The sequence below is a fragment of the Micromonospora sp. NPDC000663 genome (assembly GCF_042898105.1).
GTDB lineage: Bacteria > Actinomycetota > Actinomycetes > Mycobacteriales > Micromonosporaceae > Micromonospora.
In genome coordinates, this window is sequence record NZ_JBIAYR010000001.1 from 1 (window position 1) to 23367 (window position 23367).

Annotated in this window: 20 protein-coding genes; 17 read left to right on the forward strand and 3 right to left on the reverse strand. The window is 71.5% G+C overall.

What is annotated here, in order from left to right; translation table 11 throughout:
- Positions 1-135: 135 nt before the first annotated feature.
- Both serC and ACFY1S_RS00010 read right to left on the reverse strand, forming a co-directional pair.
- On the reverse strand, positions 136-1263 hold the full coding sequence (gene serC, locus ACFY1S_RS00005; protein ID WP_387110907.1) for a phosphoserine transaminase: 1128 nt from the start codon (positions 1261-1263) through the stop codon (positions 136-138).
- A gap of 193 nt (positions 1264-1456) precedes the next feature.
- Positions 1457-2563, reverse strand: coding sequence for a citrate synthase 2 (locus ACFY1S_RS00010; protein ID WP_387114144.1), 1107 nt, complete (start codon positions 2561-2563; stop codon positions 1457-1459).
- Between the two features lie 282 nt (positions 2564-2845).
- On the opposite strand from ACFY1S_RS00010, the gene pdxH reads away from it, so the two are divergent.
- The 7 genes from pdxH (at position 2846) to ACFY1S_RS00045 (ending at position 8888) form a co-directional block, all read left to right on the forward strand.
- Positions 2846-3472 (forward strand): pyridoxamine 5'-phosphate oxidase, encoded by a 627-nt coding sequence (gene pdxH, locus ACFY1S_RS00015; protein ID WP_387114146.1) that lies wholly within the window; start codon positions 2846-2848, stop codon positions 3470-3472.
- The gene (locus ACFY1S_RS00020) at positions 3469-4767 is read left to right on the forward strand and encodes an MFS transporter (RefSeq protein WP_387114149.1); all 1299 of its coding nucleotides are present in this window, start codon (positions 3469-3471) and stop codon (positions 4765-4767) included. The genes pdxH and ACFY1S_RS00020 overlap by 4 nt, the downstream gene beginning before the upstream one ends.
- Before the next feature lie 18 nt (positions 4768-4785).
- Complete coding sequence (locus ACFY1S_RS00025; protein WP_387110910.1) at positions 4786-5715, forward strand: aldose 1-epimerase family protein; 930 nt, start codon at positions 4786-4788, stop codon at positions 5713-5715.
- Complete coding sequence (locus ACFY1S_RS00030) at positions 5715-6317, forward strand: nitroreductase family protein (RefSeq protein ID WP_387110913.1); 603 nt, start codon at positions 5715-5717, stop codon at positions 6315-6317. Before ACFY1S_RS00025 ends, ACFY1S_RS00030 begins: the two co-directional genes overlap by 1 nt.
- 187 nt (positions 6318-6504) lie before the next feature.
- Positions 6505-6810: a type II toxin-antitoxin system VapB family antitoxin gene (locus tag ACFY1S_RS00035; protein WP_007454850.1), complete on the forward strand. Its 306-nt coding sequence runs from the start codon at positions 6505-6507 to the stop codon at positions 6808-6810.
- A gap of 44 nt (positions 6811-6854) precedes the next feature.
- Complete coding sequence (locus ACFY1S_RS00040; protein WP_387110916.1) at positions 6855-8018, forward strand: acyl-CoA dehydrogenase family protein; 1164 nt, start codon at positions 6855-6857, stop codon at positions 8016-8018.
- A 99-nt stretch (positions 8019-8117) separates the two neighbouring features.
- Positions 8118-8888, forward strand: a complete 771-nt coding sequence (locus tag ACFY1S_RS00045) for a DUF4230 domain-containing protein (protein WP_364368894.1) — start codon at positions 8118-8120, stop codon at positions 8886-8888.
- 192 nt (positions 8889-9080) lie between these two features.
- On the opposite strand, the gene ACFY1S_RS00050 is transcribed toward ACFY1S_RS00045, so the two are convergent.
- A complete protein-coding gene (locus ACFY1S_RS00050; protein WP_387110918.1) occupies positions 9081-9290 on the reverse strand; it encodes a PspC domain-containing protein in 210 nt (69 codons plus the stop codon).
- Positions 9291-9838: 548 nt separating this feature from the next.
- Between ACFY1S_RS00050 and ACFY1S_RS00055 the strand changes: the two genes are divergently transcribed.
- The 10 genes from ACFY1S_RS00055 to ACFY1S_RS00100 all read left to right on the forward strand — a co-directional run bounded on the left by ACFY1S_RS00055 (position 9839) and on the right by ACFY1S_RS00100 (position 23340).
- Positions 9839-11209 carry an L-serine ammonia-lyase gene (locus ACFY1S_RS00055; RefSeq protein ID WP_387110921.1) on the forward strand — a complete coding sequence of 457 codons (1371 nt, stop codon included), beginning with the start codon at positions 9839-9841 and terminating at the stop codon, positions 11207-11209.
- Positions 11210-11281: 72 nt separating this feature from the next.
- Positions 11282-12109, forward strand: a complete 828-nt coding sequence (locus ACFY1S_RS00060) for an ABC transporter permease (RefSeq protein WP_387110924.1) — start codon at positions 11282-11284, stop codon at positions 12107-12109.
- Positions 12109-12855 (forward strand): ABC transporter ATP-binding protein, encoded by a 747-nt coding sequence (locus ACFY1S_RS00065; RefSeq protein ID WP_364368884.1) that lies wholly within the window; start codon positions 12109-12111, stop codon positions 12853-12855. The genes ACFY1S_RS00060 and ACFY1S_RS00065 overlap by 1 nt, the downstream gene beginning before the upstream one ends.
- Positions 12852-14816 carry a DUF5941 domain-containing protein gene (locus tag ACFY1S_RS00070; RefSeq protein ID WP_387110927.1) on the forward strand — a complete coding sequence of 655 codons (1965 nt, stop codon included), beginning with the start codon at positions 12852-12854 and terminating at the stop codon, positions 14814-14816. Before ACFY1S_RS00065 ends, ACFY1S_RS00070 begins: the two co-directional genes overlap by 4 nt.
- A 15-nt stretch (positions 14817-14831) precedes the next feature.
- The gene (locus tag ACFY1S_RS00075) at positions 14832-17042 is read left to right on the forward strand and encodes a CDP-glycerol glycerophosphotransferase family protein (RefSeq protein WP_387110929.1); all 2211 of its coding nucleotides are present in this window, start codon (positions 14832-14834) and stop codon (positions 17040-17042) included.
- A gap of 81 nt (positions 17043-17123) precedes the next feature.
- The gene (locus tag ACFY1S_RS00080; protein ID WP_377599993.1) at positions 17124-18476 is read left to right on the forward strand and encodes an ABC transporter ATP-binding protein; all 1353 of its coding nucleotides are present in this window, start codon (positions 17124-17126) and stop codon (positions 18474-18476) included.
- A 92-nt stretch (positions 18477-18568) separates the two neighbouring features.
- The gene (locus ACFY1S_RS00085; RefSeq protein WP_387110933.1) at positions 18569-19573 is read left to right on the forward strand and encodes a hypothetical protein; all 1005 of its coding nucleotides are present in this window, start codon (positions 18569-18571) and stop codon (positions 19571-19573) included.
- Positions 19574-19634: 61 nt separating this feature from the next.
- Positions 19635-20099, forward strand: a complete 465-nt coding sequence (locus ACFY1S_RS00090; protein WP_387110936.1) for a DUF4442 domain-containing protein — start codon at positions 19635-19637, stop codon at positions 20097-20099.
- 59 nt (positions 20100-20158) lie between these two features.
- Entirely contained in the window at positions 20159-20971 is an 813-nt protein-coding gene (locus ACFY1S_RS00095; protein WP_387110939.1) for an HAD family hydrolase, read from the forward strand.
- Positions 20968-23340, forward strand: coding sequence for a glycoside hydrolase family 65 protein (locus ACFY1S_RS00100; RefSeq protein WP_387110942.1), 2373 nt, complete (start codon positions 20968-20970; stop codon positions 23338-23340). Before ACFY1S_RS00095 ends, ACFY1S_RS00100 begins: the two co-directional genes overlap by 4 nt.
- Positions 23341-23367 lie beyond the last annotated feature (27 nt).

The window sequence follows — 23367 nt, forward strand, 5'->3', positions numbered from 1 at the left end:
AGGGCGTGCGCCCCACCCTCGCCTGCGTTGTGGGGGGGGGGGGGCCCCCCCCCCCCCCCTTGGCGTTTTTTTAAAAAAAAGATAAGGGGGGGGGGGGGGGGGGCCCCCCCCCCCCCCCCCCGACCGTGACGAAGCTCAGAGGCGCTCGACCACGTAGTCGATGGACGCGGTCAACGCCTCGACGTCGGCCGGCTCGACGGCCGGGAAGAGCGCCACCCGCAGCTGGTTGCGGCCCAGCTTGCGGTACGGCTCGGTGTCCACGATGCCGTTGGCGCGCAGCGCCTTCGCGATCGCGGTGGCGTCCACCCCGTCGGCGAAGTCGATGGTCGCGACCACGTTGGACCGCAGCGCCGGGTCGGTGACGAACGGGGTGGCCACCCTGGACCGCTCCGCCCAGCCGTACACCGTCGCGGCGCTCTCCGCGGTGCGCTTGGCCGCCCAGGCCAGGCCGCCCTGCGCGTTCATCCAGTCGGTCTGCTCGGCGGCCAGGAAGATGGTCGCCAGCGCCGGGGTGTTGTACGTCTGCTCCAACCGCGAGTTGTCGATCGCGGTGACCAGGTCGAGGAACGCCGGAATGTACCGCCCGGACGCCTTGATCTCGGCGGCCCGGTCCAGTGCGGCAGGCGACATCAGGGCCAGCCAGAGACCGCCGTCGGAACCGAAGCACTTCTGCGGCGCGAAGTAGTAGACGTCGGTCTCGCCGACATTCACCTCCAGGCCGCCGGCGCCCGAGGTGGCGTCGACGAGCAGCAGCGCGCCCTCGTCCGCGCCGGCCACCCGGCTGATCGGCACCGCGACACCTGTCGAGGTCTCGTTCTGCGGCGTCGCGTACGCGTCGACACCGGCCTCGGCGACCAGGGCCGGGGCGCTGCCCGCGTCCGCCTTGCGGACGGTCGGCTGACCCAGGAACGGCGCGTCGGAGACCGACTTGGCGAACTTGGCGCCGAACTCGCCGAAGCTGGCGAACTGCGCCCGGTCGCGGATCAGGCCGAAGGTGGCGACCTCCCAGAATGCGGTGGTGCCGCCGTTGCCGATCACGACCTCGTAACCCTCGGGCAGCGAGAAGAACTCGGCGATGCCGGAGCGCAGCCGCGCCACCTGGTCGCGGACCGTCTTCTGCCGGTGTGAGGTGCCGAGGTAGCTCGTGGCGACCTCGGCGAGTGCGGACACGGCCGCCGGACGGACCTTGGACGGGCCGCAGCCGAAACGGCCGTCGGCGGGCTTGATCTCATCGGGAATCCGGATGGTCGGTGCGTCAGCCACGGTCTTGAAGATCCTTCCGCAAGGGCGAGGGCGGGCCCGGCGACACTGCCGGCCCTCATCCTCGCACCCGGACCCATCGCTTCAAGCCGGGCCCCCGAGGGCGGGCGTGAGTCGTTCGCCACATCCGGCGCTGGACGCGACCGGGGCCCCTCCCACACGCCAGGCGTGCCGGAAGGGGCCCCGGTCGGACGGATCAGACGCCGTGCGGAATGGCGGCCCAGCCCTCGACGTCGGACGGCTTGCGGGTTTCCGGACCGACGTACCTGGCGGACGGGCGGACCAGCCGCTGAAGGCGCTTCTGCTCCAGGATGTGCGCGCTCCAGCCGCCCATCCGGGCGCAGGTGAACATCGAGGTGAACATGTGCGCCGGTACCTCGGCGAAGTCGAGCACGACCGCCGACCAGAACTCGACGTTGGTGGCCAGCACCCGGTCCGGGCGGCGGGCCTGCAACTCGGCCAGAGCCGCCTTCTCCAGCGCCTCGGCGATCTCGAAGCGCGGCGCGCCCAGCTCCTTGGCGGTGCGCCGCAGCACGCGGGCGCGCGGGTCCTCGGCGCGGTAGACCCGGTGGCCGAAGCCCATCAGGCGCTCGCCGCGGTCCAGGACGCCCTTGACGTAGCCCTCGGCGTCGCCGCTGCGCTCCACCGCCTCCAGCATGCTGAGCACCCGCGACGGGGCGCCGCCGTGCAGCGGGCCGGAGAGGGCGCCGATGCCCGACGAGATGCAGGCCGCCGCGTCCGCCCCGGTGGAGGCGACGATGCGGGCGGTGAAGGTGGAGGCGTTCAGGCCGTGCTCGGCGGCCGAGATGAAGTACGCGTCGACGGCCTTGACGTGCCGCGGGTCCGGCTCGCCGCGCCAGCGCTTCATGAACCGCTCGACGACGGTCTGCGCCTTGTCGATCTCCTTCTGTGGCACCGCCGGCAGCCCGAGGCCCCGGGCGGACTGCGCGACGAAGGAGAGCGCGGTCACCGAGACGCGGGCGAGGTCCTCGCGGGCCTGCTCGTCGGAGATGTCGAGCAGTTGGCGGAGCCCCCAGTACGGCGCCAGCATCGCAACCGCCGACTGCACGTCGACCCGGATGTCGCCGGAGTGCACGGGCACCGGGAACGGCTCCGCGGGCGGCAGGCCCGGCCCGAACCGGCCGTCGACCAGCAGCGCCCACACGTTCCCGAACGAGACCTGGCCGATCAGATCCTCGATGTCGACCCCGCGATAGCGCAGCGCGCCACCCTCGCGGTCGGGTTCGGCGATCTCGGTCTCGAAGGCGACGACGCCCTCCAGTCCGGGTTTGAAGTCGGCCATGTCGCTCTCCTGGATCTGGTCGGTGCGCCCGGTTCGGCTCATCCGGCCCGATCGGCCGAGCGCCTCAGGCGACCCTCAGGGATGTGTTCGGAACATCTTGCCCGCTCCGTAACCGGAAACGCGACCCACAGTCGATGTGCTGCACACGACATCTCAGGACGCGCATTCTCCGCGCGGCTCGGTGAGACTGGGGCGGTGCGGGCTGGTCAGCGCGGGAGGGCGTCGGCGAGGCCGTCGAGAAGGAGTGGGGACGTGACGGGCGAGACACCCGCCCCGGCCGCCATGCGTAACGAGTACGCGGCGGACCTGGGCCTGACCGAAGCTGACCTGGCCGCCGACTGGCACACGCAGTTCGGCAGCTGGTTCGCCGACGCGGTGGCCTTCGGGCTGCCCGAGCCCAACGCGATGGTGGTGGGCACCGCCGACGCGGACGGCCGGCCGAGTGGACGGACGGTGCTGCTCAAGGGGTACGACCCGAGCGGTTTCGTCTTCTTCACCAACCACCTCTCCCGCAAGGGTGTCGAGGCGAGCGCCAACCCGTACGCCAGCCTGGTCTTCCCCTGGTTCGCGATGCAGCGGCAGGTGGTCGTCACCGGACGGATCGCCCCGGTCGACCGGGCCGAGACCGAGGCGTACTTCGCGAGCCGTCCGCGCGGCTCACAACTGGGCGCCTGGGCCAGCCCCCAGTCGCAGGTGGTGCCGGACCGGGCGGCACTGGAGGAGCGCTACCGGGAGTTCGCCGAGCGGTACGCCGACGACGACATTCCGACCCCTCCGCACTGGGGTGGGCTGCGGGTCCGCCCCGACTCGGTGGAGTTCTGGCAGGGCCGGGCAGGTCGGCTGCACGACCGGCTGCGCTTCCGCCACCTCGACGAGGGTGCGTGGACCGTCGAGCGGCTGGCCCCGTGACAGGTGTGCGGGAGGCCCGGCCGCGCGGAGCGCGCCGCTGGGCGATCGACGTCCGTCCGCTGCGCGTCCCGGCGTACCGGCGGTTGTGGCTCGGCAACACCGTGGCGATGTTCGGCTTCCAGTTCACCGCAGTCGCGGTCCCGGTGGAGATGTACGCCCTGACCCGGGACTCGTTCTGGGTGGGTCTGCTGGGCGTGGCGGCGTTCGTACCCCTGCTGATCTTCGGGTTGTGGGGCGGCGCGGTCGCCGACGCCCGCGACCGCCGTGCGGTGCTGCTCGGTGGCTCATTGTTGCTCTGGGCATCCACTCTCGGGCTGCTGCTCCAGGCGGTGTTGGACGTGGGCAGTCCGGTGCTGCTGCTGGCGCTCATGGCGTTGCAGTCGGTGGCGTTCGCGATCACCTCGCCGGCGCGCAGCGCCATGCTGCCCCGGCTGGTCCCGGAGGACCTGGTGGCGTCGGCAACCACCCTGAACTACACGACCTTCACCGCGGCCTCGGTCGCCGGCCCGCTGGCCGCCGGCTTGATCCTCTCGGCCTCGCCGGACACCTCTGTGGTGCTGCCGATCGCGTACGGGGTGGACGCCGTGCTGTTCACCGCGATGCTCTGGGCCGCGCTGCGCCTGCCCGCGCTGCCGCCCGAGCCGACCGACGACGGCCAGGCCCGCCGCGCCGGCCTGGCCAGCGTGATCGACGGATTCCGGTACCTGGCGACCACCCCGGTGCTGCTGCTCTCCTTCGCGGTGGACCTCATCGCGATGATCCTGGCCATGCCGAGGGCGCTCTTTCCGGAGATCGCCAACGAGCGGTTCGGCGGTGGCGGCTCGGTGGGCCTGCTCTACAGCGCCATCGCGATCGGCTCGATGCTCGGCGGGTTGACCTCCGGCTGGATCGGGCGGCTACGCCGCCAGGGGCTCGGCCTGGTACTCGCAGTGGTCGGTTGGGGTCTGGCCGTCGCCGCGGCCGGGCTGGCCCACCAGCTCTGGCTGATGGTCGCCCTGCTCGCCGTGGCCGGCGCCGCCGACCTGATCAGCGCGGTGCTTCGGCAGTCCATGCTGCTGGTGTACGCGCCGGACCGGATGCGCGGTCGACTCCAGGGCGTCAACACGGTGGTGGTGGCGGGTGGCCCGCGCCTGGGTGACCTGCGGGCCGGCACCATGGCCGCCGGTTTCGGTGGCGGCGTCGCCTGGGTCGCCGGCGGTCTCGCCTCGGCGGTCCTCGTGGTGGTGCTGGCTGTCGCGTTCCCGGCGCTGCTGCGGTACCGGGCCGCTACCGCGTCGAGCGGTGACCGCACCTGACCGGTTAGGGTCGCCGGCATGGAAAGCCCCGACCAGCGCCCGTTCTCCGGCGCACAGTGGACCATCTCCGCCGCCGGCCACGAGGCCGTCATCGTGGAGGTGGGCGGCGGGCTGCGGACGTACCGGCACGACGGCGTCGACCTGGTCGACGGGTACCGCACCGACGAGGTCTGCCCCGGCTGTGCCGGGCAGGTGCTGGCACCGTGGCCGAACCGGATCCGCGACGGCCGCTACGAGTTCGGTGGACAGACGCACCAGCTGGCGTTGACCGAGCCGGAACGGCACGTCGCCATCCACGGCCTGGTCAACTGGGTGCCGTGGCAGCTGCTGGAGCAGTCGGAGGACGCCGTAACCATCGGCTACGACCTTCCGCCGCAGCCCGGCTACGAGTGGCCGCTGCGGCTGCGCAGCCGGTGGAGCGTCGATGCGGACGGGCTGCGCGCCGAGCACGAGGTGACGAACACAGGTGCCGAGTTGGCGCCGTTCGGGTTCTCCGTGCACCCGTACCTGCAACTGCCCGGCGTCGCCGTGGACGACCTGGTCATGCGCCTGCCCGCCCGTACCCGGGTGCTGGTGGACGGTCGGCTGCTGCCGGTGGGGGCGAGCCCGGTGGCCGGCACCCAGTACGACTGGACGAGCCCGCGCCGGATCGGCGGCGCGGAGCTGGACCTCTGCTTCGGCGGGGTGATCCGCGACGCGGACGGCGGCTCCTCGGTGAGCCTCGCCGCTCCGGACGGCTCAGCGGGCGTGCGCATCTGGGCGGACGCCGAGTTCGGCTGGTGGCAGGTGTTCACCGGGGACGCCCTCACCGGTGAGCGGCACCGCCGCTCGGTGGCGGTCGAGCCGATGACCTGCCCGCCGGACGCGTTCCGCTCGGGCAAGGACGTGCTCACGCTCAAGCCGGGCAGGACCTGGCGGGGTGCCTGGGGCATCCGCCCGGGAGCCTGATGGAGTTCGCCGAGGTCGTCCGCCGACGGCGGATGGTGCGTAACTACGACCCGGACCGCCAGGTCCCGCCCGACGTGGTCGACCGGCTGCTCGACCACGCGACCCGCGCCCCGTCGGCCGGGTTCGCGCAGGGCTGGGGTTTCCTCGTGCTGGAGGAGGCCGCCGACCGGGACCGGTTCTGGGCCGCGACCACGCCGGACGGCGGTGGCCGGGAGCGGTGGCTGGCCGGGATGCGCCGGGCGCCACTGATCGTGGTGCCGCACGCCAACGCGTCGGCCTACCTGCGGCGGTACGCCGAGCCGGACAAGGGCTGGACGGACCTGTCGACCGACCGATGGCCGGTGCCGTACTGGCATGTCGACACCGGCTTCGCCGCGCTGCTGATGTTGCTCACGGCGGTGGACGAGGGGTTGGGGGCGTGCTTCTTCGGCATCCCGCCGCAACGGCTGGCCGCCTACCGGGACGCGTTCGGCGTGCCGGAGGAGTACCAACCCGTCGGTGCCATCACAATCGGTTACCGCGCCCCTGACCATCGGTCACCGTCGTTGCGTCGTGGGCGTCGCGGAGTGGACGAGGTGGTGCGGCGGGGCCGGTGGAGCTGAACCATATGTCCCGTTAGTCCGGTTGAGGATCGGACGACCGATAGCGAAACTGACATCAGGGAGCAGAACGCAACGTGCACCGGGCGGCTAGGCTGGCACGGTCATCGGTGCCGCGCCGCGCGGTGCCCGCCGCGGCCCGGCTCGGCGCCGTCGGTCGGCCCGGCCACGGGGAGGGGAGCGTGCCGTCGTGATCTTCAGAGCGGTCCGGGACGGGCGTCCCTATCCGGAGCACAATCTGACGCTCAAGCAGTGGGCGGAGATTCCGCCGCGTCCGCTGCGCCTGGACCAGTTGATCACCACCAAGCGCGAGTTGGCGCTCGACAAGCTCCTCGCCGAGGATTCCACCTTCTACGGCGACCTCTTCCCGCACGTGGTGCAGTGGAACGGCGGCCTCTACCTGGAGGACGGGCTGCACCGGGCCCTGCGCGCCGCCCTCCAGCAGCGCAACCAGATCCACGCCCGGGTGCTTGTGCTCTCCGAGCCGATCGAGTGACGAGCCCTTCTTTCCCGCGCTGAGCCTTCGTTAAGGTGGCGTCCATGACCGCTGCGCTGGACCTGCTCGACCTGGACCCGTCGCTCACCGACGAGGAGCGGCAGATCCGCGACGTCGTCCGCCACCTCGTCGACGACCTGGTCCGCCCGCACGTCGCCGACTGGTACGAGGAAGGCCGCGTGCCGGCCCGGGAGCTGGCCCGCGAATTCGGCAAACTCGGGCTGCTCGGCATGCACCTCACCGGCTACGGCTGCGCCGGCGCGTCCGCCGTCGCGTACGGACTGGCCTGCCAGGAGCTGGAGGCCGGCGACTCCGGCCTCCGCTCGCTGGTCTCCGTGCAGGGCTCACTCGCCATGTACGCCATCTGGCGCTACGGCAGTGAGGAGCAGAAGCAACGCTGGCTGCCGTCGATGGCGACAGGTGAGGCGATCGGCTGCTTCGGCCTGACCGAGCCGGACCACGGCTCCGACCCCGCCTCCATGGCCACCCGCGCCCGCCGCGACGGCGACGACTGGCTGCTCAACGGCGGCAAGATGTGGATCACCAACGCGCCGATCGCCGACGTCGCGGTGATCTGGGCGCGTACCGACTCCGGCGTGCGGGGATTCGCCGTACCCATGGACACGCCCGGCGTCACGGCCCGCGAGATCCACCGCAAGATGTCGCTGCGCGCGTCGGTGACCGGCGAGATCGTGCTCGACGACGTCCGGCTCCCGGCCGACGCCCAACTCCCCGAGGCCGCCGGGCTCAAGGCCCCGCTGAGCTGCCTCACCGAAGCCCGGTACGGCATCGTCTGGGGCTCCCTCGGCGCCGCCCGGGACTGCCTGGAGACCACCCTGGCGTACGCCACCACCCGCACCCAGTTCGGTCGCCCGATCGCCGGGTTCCAGCTCACCCAGGCCAAGCTCGCCGACATGGCAGTCGAACTGGTCAAGGGACAACTGCTCGCGCTGCACCTGGGCCGCCTCGCCGACGCCGGCCGGCTCCGCCCCGACCAGGTAAGCGTGGGCAAACTGAACAACGTACGCGAGGCCCTGGCCGTCGCCCGGCAGTGCCGGACCATCCTCGGCGCCAACGGCGTCTCCGGGGAGTACCCGGTGATGCGCCACGCCAACAACCTGGAGAGCGTGCTGACCTACGAGGGCACCTCGGAGATCCACCAGCTCGTCGTGGGGCAGCGACTCACCGGGCTCTCCGCCTTCGCCTGACCTGCCCGTTTGTGCTTTCCGGCCGCTCGCCGCGCGGCTGTCGTACGGGGGCCGTACCGTCATTGACAGACGACGTGTCTGACGAGGACGGTGAGCGTGATGGCCCGCGACGGTGGCATCAACGAGCCTACGAAGGAGTTCCCCGGTTACCCGACCGCGGACGATCTCAAGGAGCGGTCGAGCGCGACACCCGAACCAACCACCGACACACCTGGCGGCTCCGGGGGCGGTGGGGCGGCCCGGGGCCTGCTGCTTCTGCTCGGCGCCGCCGCGCTTGCCGTGGTCGTGCTGCTCGGCGTCCAGGTGACCGGCTTCCTGCCCGACTTCCGTAACCCGTTCGCCAAGGAGCAGACCGACCGCAGTCAACCCCCGCTGCTGAAGTCGATCCAGGACCTCAGCCGCTACGTGGCCGCCGAGGGCAACTTCCAGGTCGTGGTCGACACGCAGAACGACCGCCGCAACGTTCCGGACTTCCTGCTCAACGAGCGCACCCTGTTCGTCGGAGCCGGCAGCGTCGAGGCGTACGTGGACTTCACCAAGATCGGTGAGGGTGCTGTCGTCCAGTCCGCGGACGGCAAGTCGGTCGAGATCAAGCTGCCCGCGCCGCAGCTCGGCGAGACCAACCTCGACCTGGAGAAGAGCTACGTCTTCGCCGAGCAGCGCGGTCTGCTCAACCGGCTCGGCGACCTGGTCGGCAACGACCCCAACCGGCAGCAGCAGGTCTACCAGCTCGCCGAGGAACGGATCACCGCCGCCGCCCGGGACAGCGGGCTCTCCGCCCGCGCCGAGGAGAACACCCGCAAGATGCTGGAGGGGCTGCTGCGCTCCCTCGGCTACCAGCAGATCACGGTCACCTACACGGCCCCCTGATCCACAGCCGTACGCCGAAGCGCCCGCCCCGACCGACGGTCGGAGCGGGCGCTTCCGCATGTACCCACCGCCGCGCCCTGCGCCCCAGTGCAAGATCCGCGCAACCTCAGGGATGTTGGTGTCTCAGGCGGCCGGTAGGCAGCAACATCCCTGAAGTTGCTGCCTGCCCGGGCGCCGGGAGGGGGTGGGCGGTCAGTGTCCGGTGGAGGCGAGGTAGCGGTCCTCGTTCGGCATGAGGAACCAGAGGATCAGGTAGACGATCACCTGGGTGCCGGGCAGCAGCAGCGACAGCAGGAACAGCAGCCGGACCATCCCGGCGGACATGCCGAACCGCTGACCGAGGCCGGCGCAGACACCGGCGAGCATGCGCCCCTGGCGGGGCCGGACCAGTTTGCGACTCATCGTCGTACTCCCACTCTGCGGCTGTGTGCCGCGTCTGCAATCCACGGTAGAAAGGGGTGGCCACCTCGACCTCGGTCCCGAGGAGGATCAGCAACCAGTGGACCCGTAGGTACTTACCCGTGCGGCCCGGCTCCGACGCCTCGCGCCCCGCGCCTCGCGCCTCGCGCCCCACGCCCCAGGCCCCAGGCCCCACGGCGAAGATCGTGCTCGATCCTGGATGTAGTGGCCTCCGGGCGTGACGACGCCACTACATCCGGGATTCAGCGTGATCTTGAGCGGGCAGCCGCGCAGCCCCGGCAGCCGGGAAATCGGGCAGCCGCGCAGCCCGGGCAGGTGGCGGTGTCGCGGCGGGTGGGCGGCGGTCAGGTGGCCGCCTCGCGGTGGCCGGTTGGGCGGCCGGCTCGGCGGGTAGGCTCGCTGGCTGGGCACCCGTCACCCCGGGTGGCCGGGCGGCCGCCCGACCGGGCGGCCCATGAGCGGGGCCGCCTGACCGGTGGCCACGAACCGGGCCGGACCCGTACCACGGGCGACGGCGAGGAAGCGCAGCCATGATCAGTGTTTTCGACCTCTTCAGCGTCGGCATCGGGCCGTCCAGCTCGCACACGGTGGGGCCGATGCGGGCCGCCCGTACGTTCGTGGCGGGGCTCAAGGCCGACGGGCTGCTCAGCGGCACCGCGCGGGTACAGGCTGAGCTGTTCGGTTCGTTGGGCGCCACCGGGCACGGGCACGGCAGCGGGCCGGCGGTGCTGCTGGGGTTGTCCGGGGAGTCGCCGGAGACGGTAGACACCGACACGGTGGGCTCCCGGGTCGAGCGGATTCGCGCGGAGCAGCGGATCAGCCTGCTGGACGCGCACGAGATCGACTTCGACCCGGACCGGGATCTGACGCTGCACCGCCGCCGGTCTCTGCCGTACCACCCGAACGGGATGACCTTCGCGGCGTACGACGTCGAGGGCGCCGAGCTGCGGAGTCGCACCTACTACTCCGTGGGCGGCGGTTTCGTGGTGGACGAGGAGGCGGCGGGCGCGGACCGGATCAAGCCGGACAGCACCCGGGTGCGGTACCCCTTCCTGACCGGTGCACAGCTCCTCGACGTCACCACCACCACCGGGCTGTCGATCAGCGAGGTGATGCTTGCCAACGAGCGGTCCTGGCGCAGCGAGGCGGAGATCCGGGCGGGACTGCTGGAGATCTGGCGGGTGATGCGGGAGTGCGTACAGCGCGGCTGCGAGCGGGACGGCGTACTCCCTGGGGGGTTGAAGGTCCGGCGGCGCGCGGCGGAGCTGCGGCGCGGCCTGGAGGCGGACGCCGGGACCAGCGACCCGCTGCACGCCATGGACTGGGTGACGCTGTTCGCCCTCGCGGTGAACGAGGAGAACGCGGCGGGCGGCCGGGTGGTGACCGCGCCGACGAACGGCGCGGCGGGGATCATTCCGGCGGTGCTGCACTACTACAGCCGCTTCATCGAAGATGCCGATGACGACGGCGTGGTGCGGTTCCTGCTTGCCGCCGGCGCGATCGGCGTGCTGTTCAAGGAGAACGCGTCGATCTCCGGCGCGGAGGTCGGCTGCCAGGGTGAGGTCGGCTCGGCGTGTTCGATGGCGGCGGCGGGGCTGGCCGAGGCGCTCGGTGGCACTCCGGAGCAGGTGGAGAACGCGGCCGAGATCGGGATGGAGCACAACCTCGGGTTGACGTGTGACCCGGTGGGTGGCCTGGTGCAGATCCCCTGCATCGAGCGGAACGCCGTGGCTAGCATCAAGGCGATCACGGCCGCCCGGCTTGCGCTGCGCGGCGACGGTGTGCACGCGGTGTCACTGGACAAGGTCATCAAGACCATGCGGGAGACGGGCGCCGACATGAAGGTCAAGTACAAGGAGACGGCGCGCGGCGGTCTGGCCGTCAACGTGATCGAGTGCTGAGTACGGCCGATTCGGGGCATTCGTTCACCGACTGCTAACCTGTCGTCCGTTTCGCAAGGCGGGAGGCTCGCGGTGACCTCTGGCGTCGCGGCGTTGTGGTCGCACCGCAACTCGCTGCGCATCCTGGTCAGGCGCGACCTGGCGGTCAAGTACCAGCAGTCGGTGCTGGGGTACTTCTGGTCGCTGATCGAGCCGCTCGGCATGGGCGCCATCTACTGGTTCGTGTTCGGGGTGCTCTACTCCCGGGACACCGGCCGGCACCTCGGTGAGGCTGCCGGGTCGTATCCGCTGTTCCTGATCACCGGGATCTTCGCCTGGATGTGGACCAGTTCGGCGCTGAGTGAGGCCACAAACGCGCTGACCGGCCAGTCTCGGCTGATCACCACGATGAACGTGCCGCGTCAGGTCTTCCCGATCGGCCGGGTCACCGGCCGGTTCGCCGAGTACGCGGCCGGCCTGCCGATCCTGGTCGCCATCGCGGTGATCTACGCGGTGCACGGCCGGATCCGCCCCGGCTGGTCGTTGCTGGCGCTGCCGTTGGCGGTGGCCGTGCAGGGTGTGCTGCTGGTCGGGCTGGCTCTGCTGCTGTCCGCGTGGAACGTGCTGATGCGCGACGTGGAGCGGTTCATGCGGCTGATCATCCGGGTGCTCTTCTACGCCACGCCGATCATCTATCCGCTCAGCCTGGTCCGCGAGTCCGGTCTGCCGGGTTGGCTGAAGGTCGTGTACGAGCTGAACCCGCTGGTCGGGATCTTCCAACTGCACCACGCGATCTGGTATCCGGACGAGTTCCCGGACGCCCGGCTGCTCACCACCACTGTCGTCGGCAGCCTGCTGGTGCTGGCCGCCGGCTGGTGGTCGTTCCGCCGGTTGGAGCCAGCCGTGCTCAAGGAACTCTGATGGCCGCGCCGATCATCGAGGCCGACGGGCTGGGCATCCGGTTCGTCCGCAACCGTCGCCGGCAGCTGCGGCTGCGGGAGTTGTTCATCCACCGCGGTGGGCGCGGCGCCCTGCCGGGCCAGTTCTGGCCGCTGCGCGACGTGTCGTTCACCGTCGAGCCGGGCGAGACCGTCGGTGTGATCGGCCGCAACGGGACCGGCAAGAGCACCCTGCTGCGGCTGATCGCCGGGGTGCTCATCCCGGACGAGGGCAGCATCCGGGTGCACGGCGCGGTGGCGCCGCTGCTGGAGCTGTCCGCCGGCTTCTCCAACGACCTGACCGGCCGGGAGAACCTGCACCTGGTCGGTGGGCTGCACGGCCTGTCGGCGGGCTATCTGAAGCGGCACTTCGACGAGATCGTCGAGTTCGCCGGTGAGCAGGTGGAACGGGCCATCGACACGTCGGTGCGGCACTACTCGTCGGGGATGAAGGTACGGCTCGGCTTCGCGATCATCTCGCACCTGCCGCACCCGATCCTGCTCATGGACGAGGTGACGGCGGTAGGGGACGCGGAGTTCCGCAAGAAGTGTTACGCGACGATTGATCGTCTGCTCGGGGAGGGGCGCACGCTCGTGCTGGTGTCACACAACGAAAAGGACCTGACCCGGTTCTGCCGTCGGGGTTTGTACCTCGACGCGGGCCGGTTGACGCTCGACGGCACCATCGCCGAGGCGCTCGACGCGTACCACGCCGCGGTTCCGCGGTGACGCTCGCGATAGTGCTCGCCGCCGGGACGCCCGCGGCGGGCCTGACCACCGCGACAGGTGAGCCGCTCGCCGACCGGCTCGCCGACCAGTTGCGCCGGGCCGGCGCGGACGAGGTGCGCTTGGCGGCGACCCTCGACGAGGTGGCGGCGCTCGCCGACACCGCCGGCGGTCCGCTGCTGGTCACCGGCACCGACCTGGTGGCGCACACAGCAGTCCTGCGGCACCTCGCCACCAGCCCGGTGGGGCCGACAGTGGCGTTGGTGCTCACCGACCCGCCGGTGCCCGGACGGACCGCCGTGCGCGAGGAGCGCGGCCAGGTCGTCGACGCCGGCCCGCTGGACGCCCTCGACGGCGACGCCACAGGTGTGTTCGGCGGCGCGCTGCGGGTCGGTGTCGACGACCTGCCGACCCTCGCCGCCGCCGCCCGGGCCGCCGCCGTGGGCGGCCCCGGGTCCGCCGTGGACCGGCTCGTCGCGGGGCTCGCGGCGCTCGGCACCCTGATCTTCGCCCAGCGGGTACGTCTGCTCGTCGCGCACCGGGTCGACGACGAGGCCGGTCTGGTCGCCGCCGAGGCCGCGGTGACAGCTGTCGACGAGGACCGGGCCGAGTTGCGGCTGTCGGTGAAGGAGAAGGACGACTTCTTCTCCACGTACTTCGTCAGCACCTGGTCGCCGTACGTGGTGCGGGTGGCGGCCCGGCTGCGGCTCACCCCGACCGGCGTGACGGTGATCTCGGTGCTGTTCGCGCTGGCCGCCGCCGTGCTGTTCGGTGTCGGCGGGCGGCTGGCGCTGGTGAGCGGTGCGGTGCTGCTCTACCTCGGCTTCGTGCTGGACTGCGTGGACGGCCAGTTGGCCCGCTACACCCGGAACTTCAGCGCCTGGGGCGGCTGGCTGGACACCATGGCCGACCGGGCGAAGGAGTACCTGGTCTACGCCGGGCTCGGCTTCGGGGTGAGCCACGCCGGGCTGGCCAACGGTTGGGCCCTCGCCATCGCCGCGATGACGTTGCAGACCGTCAGGCACATGACCGACACCTGGTACGGGGCGCTGCACGACGAGGCCGCGCGCCGGCCCCGGGCGACGGCGGGTGCCAGCGGCGGGATCGGTGACCGGTTGAACGCCGCGTCGACCCGGGTGCAGGCCGACACCGGCTCGCTGTCGTACTGGCTGAAGCGGACGGTGGTCTTCCCGATCGGTGAGCGGTGGGCGTTGATCGCGCTGACCGTGGCGCTGTTCAACCCGCTGGTCAGCCTCATCGCGGTGCTGGTCTGGGGGGTGTTGGCGTTCGCGTACACGGGTGCGCTGCGTACGCTGCGGGCCCGCTGGATGCGGGTGCCGGTGCTGGACACGGTCGACGCCACGCTGCACCGCGACGACGGTCCGCTGGTTCGCCGGCTACCTGTGGTCCGCCCGATGGGGCCGCTCACCCTGGCGGTGATCGCCGCGCTCGGCCCGGCGGCGCTGCTTGTCGCGGCGCTGTGGAGCGACACACCCGACGGGCTGCGCTGGGCGGTGCCGGTGGCGTTGCTGGTGCTCCTGGCCGGTGGCCTCGGTGCCGGGGCCGCGCACAACGGTCCGCTGGACTGGCTGGTGCCGGCGGCGCTGCGGGCCGCCGAGTACCTGTTCGCGATCGCGGTCGGGGTGGTCGGCGACGCGCCGGGTTGGCTGATCTTCGGGTACGTCTTCGTGCTCACCGTCCACCACTACGACCTGACCGCCCGGCTGGAGAAGCGGCAGGCGGCACCACCGCTGCACGCGGCCACCCTGGGCTGGGACGGTCGTTCGGTGCTGCTGACCCTCGCGGCGATTGCCGGCATCGTGAGTATCGGCATGGCTACACTCGGTGCGTACCTTCTCGTGGTTTTCGTGGCGAGTGTCGTCCTGGCCTGGTTCGTCCGGCCGGCCCGTGGCGCGCGGGCGTCGGCGGCGCCGGTGGGCGCGGGAGGTGCCGTGCCGCGCTGACGGAGGGACGGCCGGATGACCCTGATCAGTTTCGTCGTACCGGCCTTCCGGGTGCAGGGATACCTGCGTGAGTGCCTCGACTCGATCCTCGACCAGCCGGAGACGGACGTCGAGGTGATCGCCGTCGACGACTGCTCGCCGGACGCCAGCGGCGAGATCATCGACGAGTACGCGGCCCGTGACCAGCGGGTCCGCTCGGTCCGGCTGCCGGAGAACATCGGTCTCGGTCCGGCCCGCAACGTCGGGCTGGACCGGGCCGTCGGCGAGTACGTGTGGTTCCTCGACGGCGACGACTGGCTGGCGCCGGAGTGCCTGCCGGCGGTCGCCGAGCGGCTGCGCGCCACCAGCCCGGACGTGCTGTTGGTCGACCACGTGCGCGCCCACTGGAACGACACGGTCACCCGCAGCGCGATGGCCGAGGTGTTCCCGGAGTCGCCAGGCCCCGACACCTTCCGGCTGCGGGACCGGCCGGAGGCGATGCGCCTGCTGCACACCGCGTGGAACCGGCTGGTCCGTCGGCAGTTCCTTGTCGATCTGGGTCTGCGCTTCGCGCCGGGCTGGTACGAGGACGTGTCCTTCAGCTATCCGGTGCTGATGGCGGCACGGCGGATCGGCGTACTCGACCAGGTGTGTGTCAACTACCGGCAGCGCCGCGCCGGCGCGATCACCAGGACCCGTGGCGACCGGCACTTCGAGGTGTTTCCGCAGTGGCACCGGGTGTTCCACCTGATGGATGGGTGGGGGTCGGCGACGGACGCCCTGCGGCCGGCGGTCTTCGAGCGGATGATCTGGCACTACCTGACGGTGCTCGGCAACGGCCAGCGCATCGCGCCGGAGCTGCGGCCGGCGTTCTTCGCGCAGATCACCGCCGACTACGCGCGCTGGCTGCCGGACGGCGGCTACCCGGTTCCGGACGGGGTGGAGGGGATCAAGCACCGGCTTGTCGCCGCCGGCCGGTGGCGGACGTTCAGCGCGCTGCGCGCCGCCAGCCGGGCCCGGGACACCGCCCGCAAGCGGACCCGTACGGTGCGGCGGCGGGTCGGCCCGGCGGCCCGGCGCGGCGCCCGACTGACCCGCGACGGCCTGCTGCGCGAGTACTACCGGGCGGAGCTGCGCCGGCCGGTCGACCCGACGCTCGCGGTGTATGCCGCCTACTGGTTCCGGGGGTACGCGTGCAACCCGGCGGCGATCTACGAGGTGGCCCGGCGGCTGGCCCCCGAGGTGCGGGGTGTGTGGATCGTGCGCCGCGACCGGGTGGACGCCGTCCCGCCGGGGGTGGAGTACGTGGTCGCGGGCACCCCGGCCTACTACCGGGTGCTGGCCCGGGCCCGGTGGCTGATCAACAACGTGAACTACCCGGACTTCGTCCGTAAGCGGCCGGAGCAGGTGCACGTGCAGACCCACCACGGCACGCCCGTGAAGGTGATGGGGCTCGACCAGCAGCGCTACCCGATCGGCGCGGGCCGGATGGACTTCGCCGGACTGCTGCGCCGGGTGGACAGGTGGGACTACAGCGTCAGCTCGAACAGCTTCTCCACGCAGATGTGGGACCGGGCGTACCCGGCCACCTACACGACACTCGAGGTGGGCTACCCGCGCAACGACCGGCTGGTCACCGCCGACCCGGACGAGGTGCGCCGGCTGCGCGACGAGTTCGGTCTCGCCCCCGACGAGCAGGTGGTGCTGTACGCCCCGACGCACCGCGAGCACCTGCCCGGCTACCGGCCGCCGTTCGACCCGGACCGGTTCGTCGACGCGCTGGATGGGTCGGGCCGGCTGCTGATGCGCAGCCACTACTTTCACGACCGGGACCGCCGTCCCGCCCGGTCGGTGGATCGCGACCGGGTCCGCGACGTCAGCGGTCACCAGCGGGTGGAGGATCTCTACCTGGTGGCCGACGTGCTGGTCACCGACTACTCCTCGGCGATGTTCGACTATGCGGTGCTGGATCGGCCGATCGTGCTGTACACACCGGACTGGGAGGCGTACCGGCTGGCCCGGGGCGTCTACTTCGACGTGACGGCGGAACCTCCGGGCGCGGTGGCCACCACGTTCACCGCCCTGCTGGACCTGTTCCGTACCGACGCGGTGCGCTCGGACGCGGCGACAAAGGCCCGAGCGCAGTTCCGGGGCCGATTCTGCGCGCTGGACGACGGGCACGCGGCGGAGCGGGTGGTGCGCCGCGTGTTCCTGGGCGAGCCGGCCGGTCTTTCGTCGCCCTGCTGATCATGCGGTAGCGGTACGTACTGTCGTGTAATGGCAGCGTCATAGGTCGAACATGAGACGTTTACCCGATGTGCTGATCGAATGATCCTGGTCACAGTCTTGTGGGGTTCGGCCGACGAGCTGGGGGAGGAGACGGTGAGCACCGTCGCGCTCAAGGATGTCACCAAGATCTTCAAGGACGGCACGGTGGCCGTCGACAGCATCAACCTGGACGTCAACGACGGCGAGTTCATGGTGCTGCTCGGCCCGTCGGGATGTGGGAAGTCCACGGTGCTGCGGATGATCGCCGGCCTGGAGGATCCGACTCAGGGCGCCGTCCTGCTCGACGGGGAACTCGCCAACGACCTGCCACCACGGGATCGGAAGATCGCCATGGTCTTCCAGGACTTCGCGCTCTACCCGCACATGACAGTCGGCGACAACATCGCGTTCCCGCTGCGGCTGTCCGGCGTCGAGCCGGAGCCCCGTGGGGAGCGGGTCAGCGACGTGGCCAGCGCGCTCGGCATCGGCGACGTGCTGGCCCGCAAGCCTGGTCAGCTCTCCGGCGGGCAGCGGCAGCGGGTCGCCATGGGTCGGGCGATCGTCCGCCGGCCCGGGCTGTTCCTGATGGACGAGCCCCTGTCCAACCTGGACAGCGGCCTGCGCGCCGAGTTGCGCGCCGAGATCTCCGGCCTCACCCGGGAGCTGGGCGTCACCACCGTCTACGTCACCCACGACCAGGCCGAGGCGCTCACCATGGCCGACCGGGTGGCCATCATGCGCCGCGGCGTGCTCCAGGACGTGGGCACACCGACCCAGGTGTACGGGCGCCCCGCGACGCTCTACGTGGCCGCGTTCCTGGGCAGCCCACGGATGAACCTGCTGGAGGCGTCGGTCTACGTCCACCTCGACAGGTACGTCACGCTCAACCTCGGCGAACAGTCGCTCTACCTGCCCTGGAACGACATCCGCAGCCGGGCGGTGGCGCACTACCACGGCGAGCGGATCGTCGTCGGCATGCGGGCCGAGGCGCTCACCCCGGTCAGCCCGGACAGCCCCGGTGACGTGCTGCACGGCCGCATCCGCTACCTGGAGCACCACGGCCACGAGTCGCTCGCGTTCCTCGACATTGGCGCGACCGCGATCATGGTCGACGAGATGGGCGCGCCACTGGACCCGCCACCCGTGGGCCAGCGGGGCCTGCGCCGGTTCGGCTCGGTGATGCAGCGGCTCACCGGGAAGCCTGTGGAACCGGTCGAGGCGCCGACGGGTGGCAACCGGACGAGCGTCCTGCCCGACCCCGGCCGCCACCACAGGCGTCCGGCGGAGCTGGCGGTGCGGTTGGCGCCGTACCCGGCGGTCACCGCCGGTCACCAGCTCGCCGTCTCGGTCCGGATGGACGCGCTGCACTTCTTCGACGAGCGCGGAGCACGGATCGACGTCGGTTGGCGCTGACGACCCGCCGTGTCGGGGTGGCGGCGGCACCCGGCGGTGTCCTACCGTCTGCGAACCCAGTCCACAGTGAGACCACCGAGAGGGGTGCACCCGTGTCGGGTGACCGTCCCAGTCCGCTCGTCATCGAGCGCATCCTGCGCGACCGTCAGGGCATCTGGCAGCAGATCGTCGCCGAGGGCGACCTGAACGCGTTGACCGGCCGAATGCTTGCCAGCTCCGCCATCGCGCTCGCCTGTTACGGGGCGGTGCTCGGCGCGTTCCACAGTCCGCTCATGGCGCTTACCTCCGCCCTCAAGCTGCCCCTGCTGTTCCTGGTCACGCTGGCCATCTGCCTGCCCACGCTCTACCTGTTCAACCTGGTCTTCGGCGCTCGACTCTCGGTCCGCCAGTCACTGGCCCTGGTGATGGTGGCCATCACGGTGACCTCGATGCTCGCGGTGGCGTTCGCGCCGATCAGTCTCTTCTTCCTGATCACCGCGCCTGACTACGGGTTCTTCAAGCTGCTCAACGTGGCGATCCTGACCCTGTCGGCGCTGGTCGGGCTGCGCTTCCTCACCGGTGGGATGCAGGTGCTCAACGACCACGGCCTGCTCGCGCCGGAGCCCGCCACCGCGACGGCGCCGGCGCCGGCTGCGACGCAGGCACCGGCCCAGGTCGCGCCGGCCGCGGCCCCGGTGCCGGCCGACGCGCCGGCCGCCAGGCAGGGTGCCGAGCCGGTCGCCGAACCCGTCGCCGTGCCGGCCGGCGCGGCGGTGGCCGCCGCGAACGGCACCACCACCGTCGCACCGGCGCCGGTTCCGGCGCAGTGGATCGGGCAGCCGGCGACCGCGGCGTCCCCGCCCGGCATGATGCCGCCCGGCTACGGGCTCGCCCAGCGTCCGTGGGTCAGCCCGCAGGTGCGGCGCGCCGAGCCGACGCAGCGGCCGGCAAGCATGACGCTGCTCTACATCTGGATCCTGCTCTTCGGCTTCGTCGGCACCCAGCTGGCGTGGACGCTGCGCCCGTTCTTCGGCGACCCGGGTCAGGATTTCGCATTCTTCCGCAGCATCGACGGCAACTTCTACGCCGAGATCCTGCGGACGATCGCGAACCTCTGAGTTGGGCGGGAGCGGAAAAGTGCTGGTTGCCGGCTTGGTTACTGGCGAGTAACGTCGGGTCATGACCATCGACTCCCGCCAGGTGGCGGCCGGCATGCTCGAGGCGGTGCCCTTCGCCCGGACCCTCGGCGTCGAATTCGTCGAGGTGGCGCCGGACGCGGGAGGCGGGGTGCGGGCGGTCGTCCGCCTCCCCGACTCGCCGGCCACCCACAACCACATCGGCGGCCCGCACGCCGGTGCCATGTTCACCCTCGGTGAGACGGCCTCCGGCACGGTCGTGCTGGCCGCCTTCGGGCACCTGCTCGACCGTGTCGTTCCGCTCGCCGTCCACGCCGACATCGACTACCGCAAACTCGCCATGGGTCCGGTGCTGGCCACCGCGCGCCTCGCCCGCCCGGCGCTCGAGGTGATCGACGAACTGGAGGCCGGTCGCCGCCCCGAGTTCGGTGTCGAGGTGGAGATCGCCACCGAGGACGGCCGGACCACGGCGACGATGACCGTGATCTGGACACTGCGGCCCAACTGAGCCGCGACGGGGCAGCGGAAACGGGTTTGCGGGCCGGCCCGGCTGGTTAGATTCGTACCGTGCTGGGCCTACCTGCTCATGTGACCGCCTGTCTCTTCGATCTGGACGGTGTGCTGACGCAGACCGCCCTGGTGCACAACGCCGCCTGGACGCAGACGTTCGACGAGTTCCTCAGGCAGCGTGCCACCGCGACCGGCGAACCCTTCCAACCGTTCGACCCCGGCCCGGACTACAACCGTTACGTCGACGGCCGGCCGCGCGCGGACGGCGTGCGGGCGTTCCTCGCCTCCCGCGGGATCGTGCTGCCCGAGGGCAGCCCCGACGACCCGCCGAGCGCCGACACGGTCAACGGCGTGGGCAACCGCAAGAACGTCCTGCTGCTGGAACGACTGCGCAGCTCCGGAGTCGAGGTGTACCCGGGTTCGGTGCGCTACCTGGAGGCGGCGGCCGACGCCGGCCTGCGGCGAGCAGTGGTGACCGCCAGCGCCAACGGGCGGGAGGTGGTCGCCGCCGCCGGGCTGGAGCCACTGCTGGAGGCGCGGGTCGACGGGCTGGTGGCCCGGGCCCAGGGGCTGCGCGGCAAACCGCAGCCGGACAGCTTCCTCGCCGGTGCACGACTGCTCGGCGTCGACCCGACGCGGGCCGCCGTCTTCGAGGACGCGCTGTCCGGGGTCGCGGCCGGTCGGGCCGGAGGCTTCGGCTACGTGGTGGGTGTCGACCGGGTCGGCCAGGCCGACGAACTGCTCGCCCACGGCGCCGACATCGTGGTCAAGGACCTCGCCGACCTGCTCGACGCGGCCGACCCGACGGCGCCGCGGCGGGTCACCGACGCGGCAGCTCAACACGTGACCGGAGAGCGGGGCAGCGCGTGATCCGGGAACGGGCCTATCCCGTCGAACCGTGGCACGTCCGGGAGACCCGACTCGACATGGACGTGCTCGCCCAGTCCGAGTCGGTCTTCGCGCTCTCCAACGGCCACGTGGGACTGCGCGGCAACCTCGACGAGGGCGAGCCGCACGGCCTGCCCGGCACGTACCTGAACTCGTTCTACGAGCTTCGCCCCCTGCCGTACGCGGAGGCCGGCTACGGCTTCCCCGAGTCCGGTCAGACAATCGTCAACGTCACGAACGGCAAGCTGATCCGGCTGCTCGTCGACGACGAACCACTCGACGTGCGCTACGGCGAGCTGATCTCCCACGAACGGGTCCTGGACATGCGGGCCGGCACCCTGCACCGGGAGCTGCACTGGCGTTCGCCCGCCGGCCGGGAGGTAAAGGTCCGCAGCACCCGACTGGTGTCGTTCACCCAACGGTCGGTCGCCGCCATCAACTACGAGGTGGAGGCCGTCGACGGCCCGCTGCGGCTCATCGTGCAGTCCGAGCTGGTCGCCAACGAGTCGCTGCCGGCGCAGAGCAAGGACCCCCGGGTCGCGGCGGTCCTGGAGTCGCCGTTGCAGGCCGAGGAGGAGCTGACCACCCCCGACGGAGGACAGCTGATCCACCGCACCAAGGTCTCCGGGCTGCGGGTCGCCGCCGCGATGGAACACGAGGTGCACGGCCCCGAGCACACAAGCATCGAATCCGAGGGGTACGAGGACTGGGTCCGTACCACTGTCGGCTGCGTGCTCAAGCCCGGTGAGAAGCTGCGGGTGGTCAAGTACCTGACGTACGGCTGGTCGAGTCGACGGTCGCTCCCCGCGCTGCGCGACCAGGTCGGCGCGGCGCTGGCCGCGGCCAAGCTGGACGGCTGGGAGGGGCTCTGCCGGGAGCAGCGCGGCTACCTCGACGACTTCTGGGACGCGGCTGACGTGCGGGTCGACGGGGATCCGGAGGTGCAGCAGGCCGTCCGGTTCGGCCTCTTCCACGTCCTTCAGGCCGGCGCCCGGGCCGAACGGCGGCCCATCTCGGCGAAGGGGCTGACCGGCCCCGGGTACGACGGGCACGCCTTCTGGGACACCGAGATGTTCGTCCTGCCGGTGCTCACGTACACCCAGCCGAGCGCGGTCCGTAACGCCCTGCACTGGCGGCACAGCACGCTCGAGAGCGCGCGGGAACGGGCCGCGACACTCAACCTCAAGGGCGCCGCGTTCCCGTGGCGGACCATCGGGGGCCCGGAGTCCTCCGGGTACTGGCCGGCGGGAACGGCCGCCTTCCACATCGCCGCCGACATCGCCGACGCGTTGCGCCGCTACGTGCTTGTCACCGGGGACACCGCGTTGGAGCGGGAGATCGGCCTGGAGCTGCTGGTGGAGACCGCCCGGTTGTGGCGTTCGCTCGGCCACCACGACCGGCACGGGCAGTTCCACATCGACGGGGTGACCGGCCCGGACGAGTACACCGCCGTCAAGAACGACAACGTCTACACCAACCTGATGGCGCAGCGGAACCTGCTCGCCGCCGCCGATGCGGTGATGCGCTACCGCGACGACGCCGACCACCTCGGGGTCACCGACGAGGAGGCGGCGAGCTGGCGGGACGCCGCCTCCGCCATGCACGTCCCGTACGACGACGAGATCGGCGTCCACCAGCAGGTCGAGGGGTTCACCAGGCTGGAGGAGTGGGACTTCGCGCACACGCCCGCGGAGAAGTACCCGCTGCTGCTGCACTACCCGTACTTCGACCTGTACCGCAAGCAGGTGGTCAAGCAGGCAGACCTGGTGCTGGCCATGCACTGGCGGGGGGACGCGTTCACCTCCGAGGAGAAGGTGCGCAACTTCCTCTACTACGAGCGGCGGACCGTGCGGGACTCGTCGCTGTCGGCCTGCACCCAGGCGGTGCTCGCCGCCGAGGTCGGTCATCCCGAGCTGGCGCACATCTACCTGCGCGAGGCCGCGCTGATGGACCTGCACGACCTCAACGAGAACACCCGCGACGGCGTACACATGGCCTCGTTGGCGGGCGCGTGGCTCGCCCTGGTCGGCGGTCTCGGCGGTCTGCGGGACCACGACGGTCAGCTGTCGTTCGCGCCCCGGCTCTCCAGCCGCCTGAGCCGGCTGGAGTTCTCCCTCCAGTGGCGTGGACTGGCGCTGCGGGTGGACGTCCGGCCGCACCAGACGACGTACTCGCTGCGTCACGGCGGTCCGGACGACGTGGTCGAGCTGCGGCACCACGACCAGATGCTGCGGGTGACCTGCGACGAGCCGGTGACAGTCCCGGTGCCGCCTGCCGAACCGTCCGGGCCGCCACCGGAGCACCCGCCGGGCCGGTCGCCGCTGCTCCGGCTGCCCGAGCACAAGGACTGAACGGCCGGGACGGGACCAGGTCCCGCC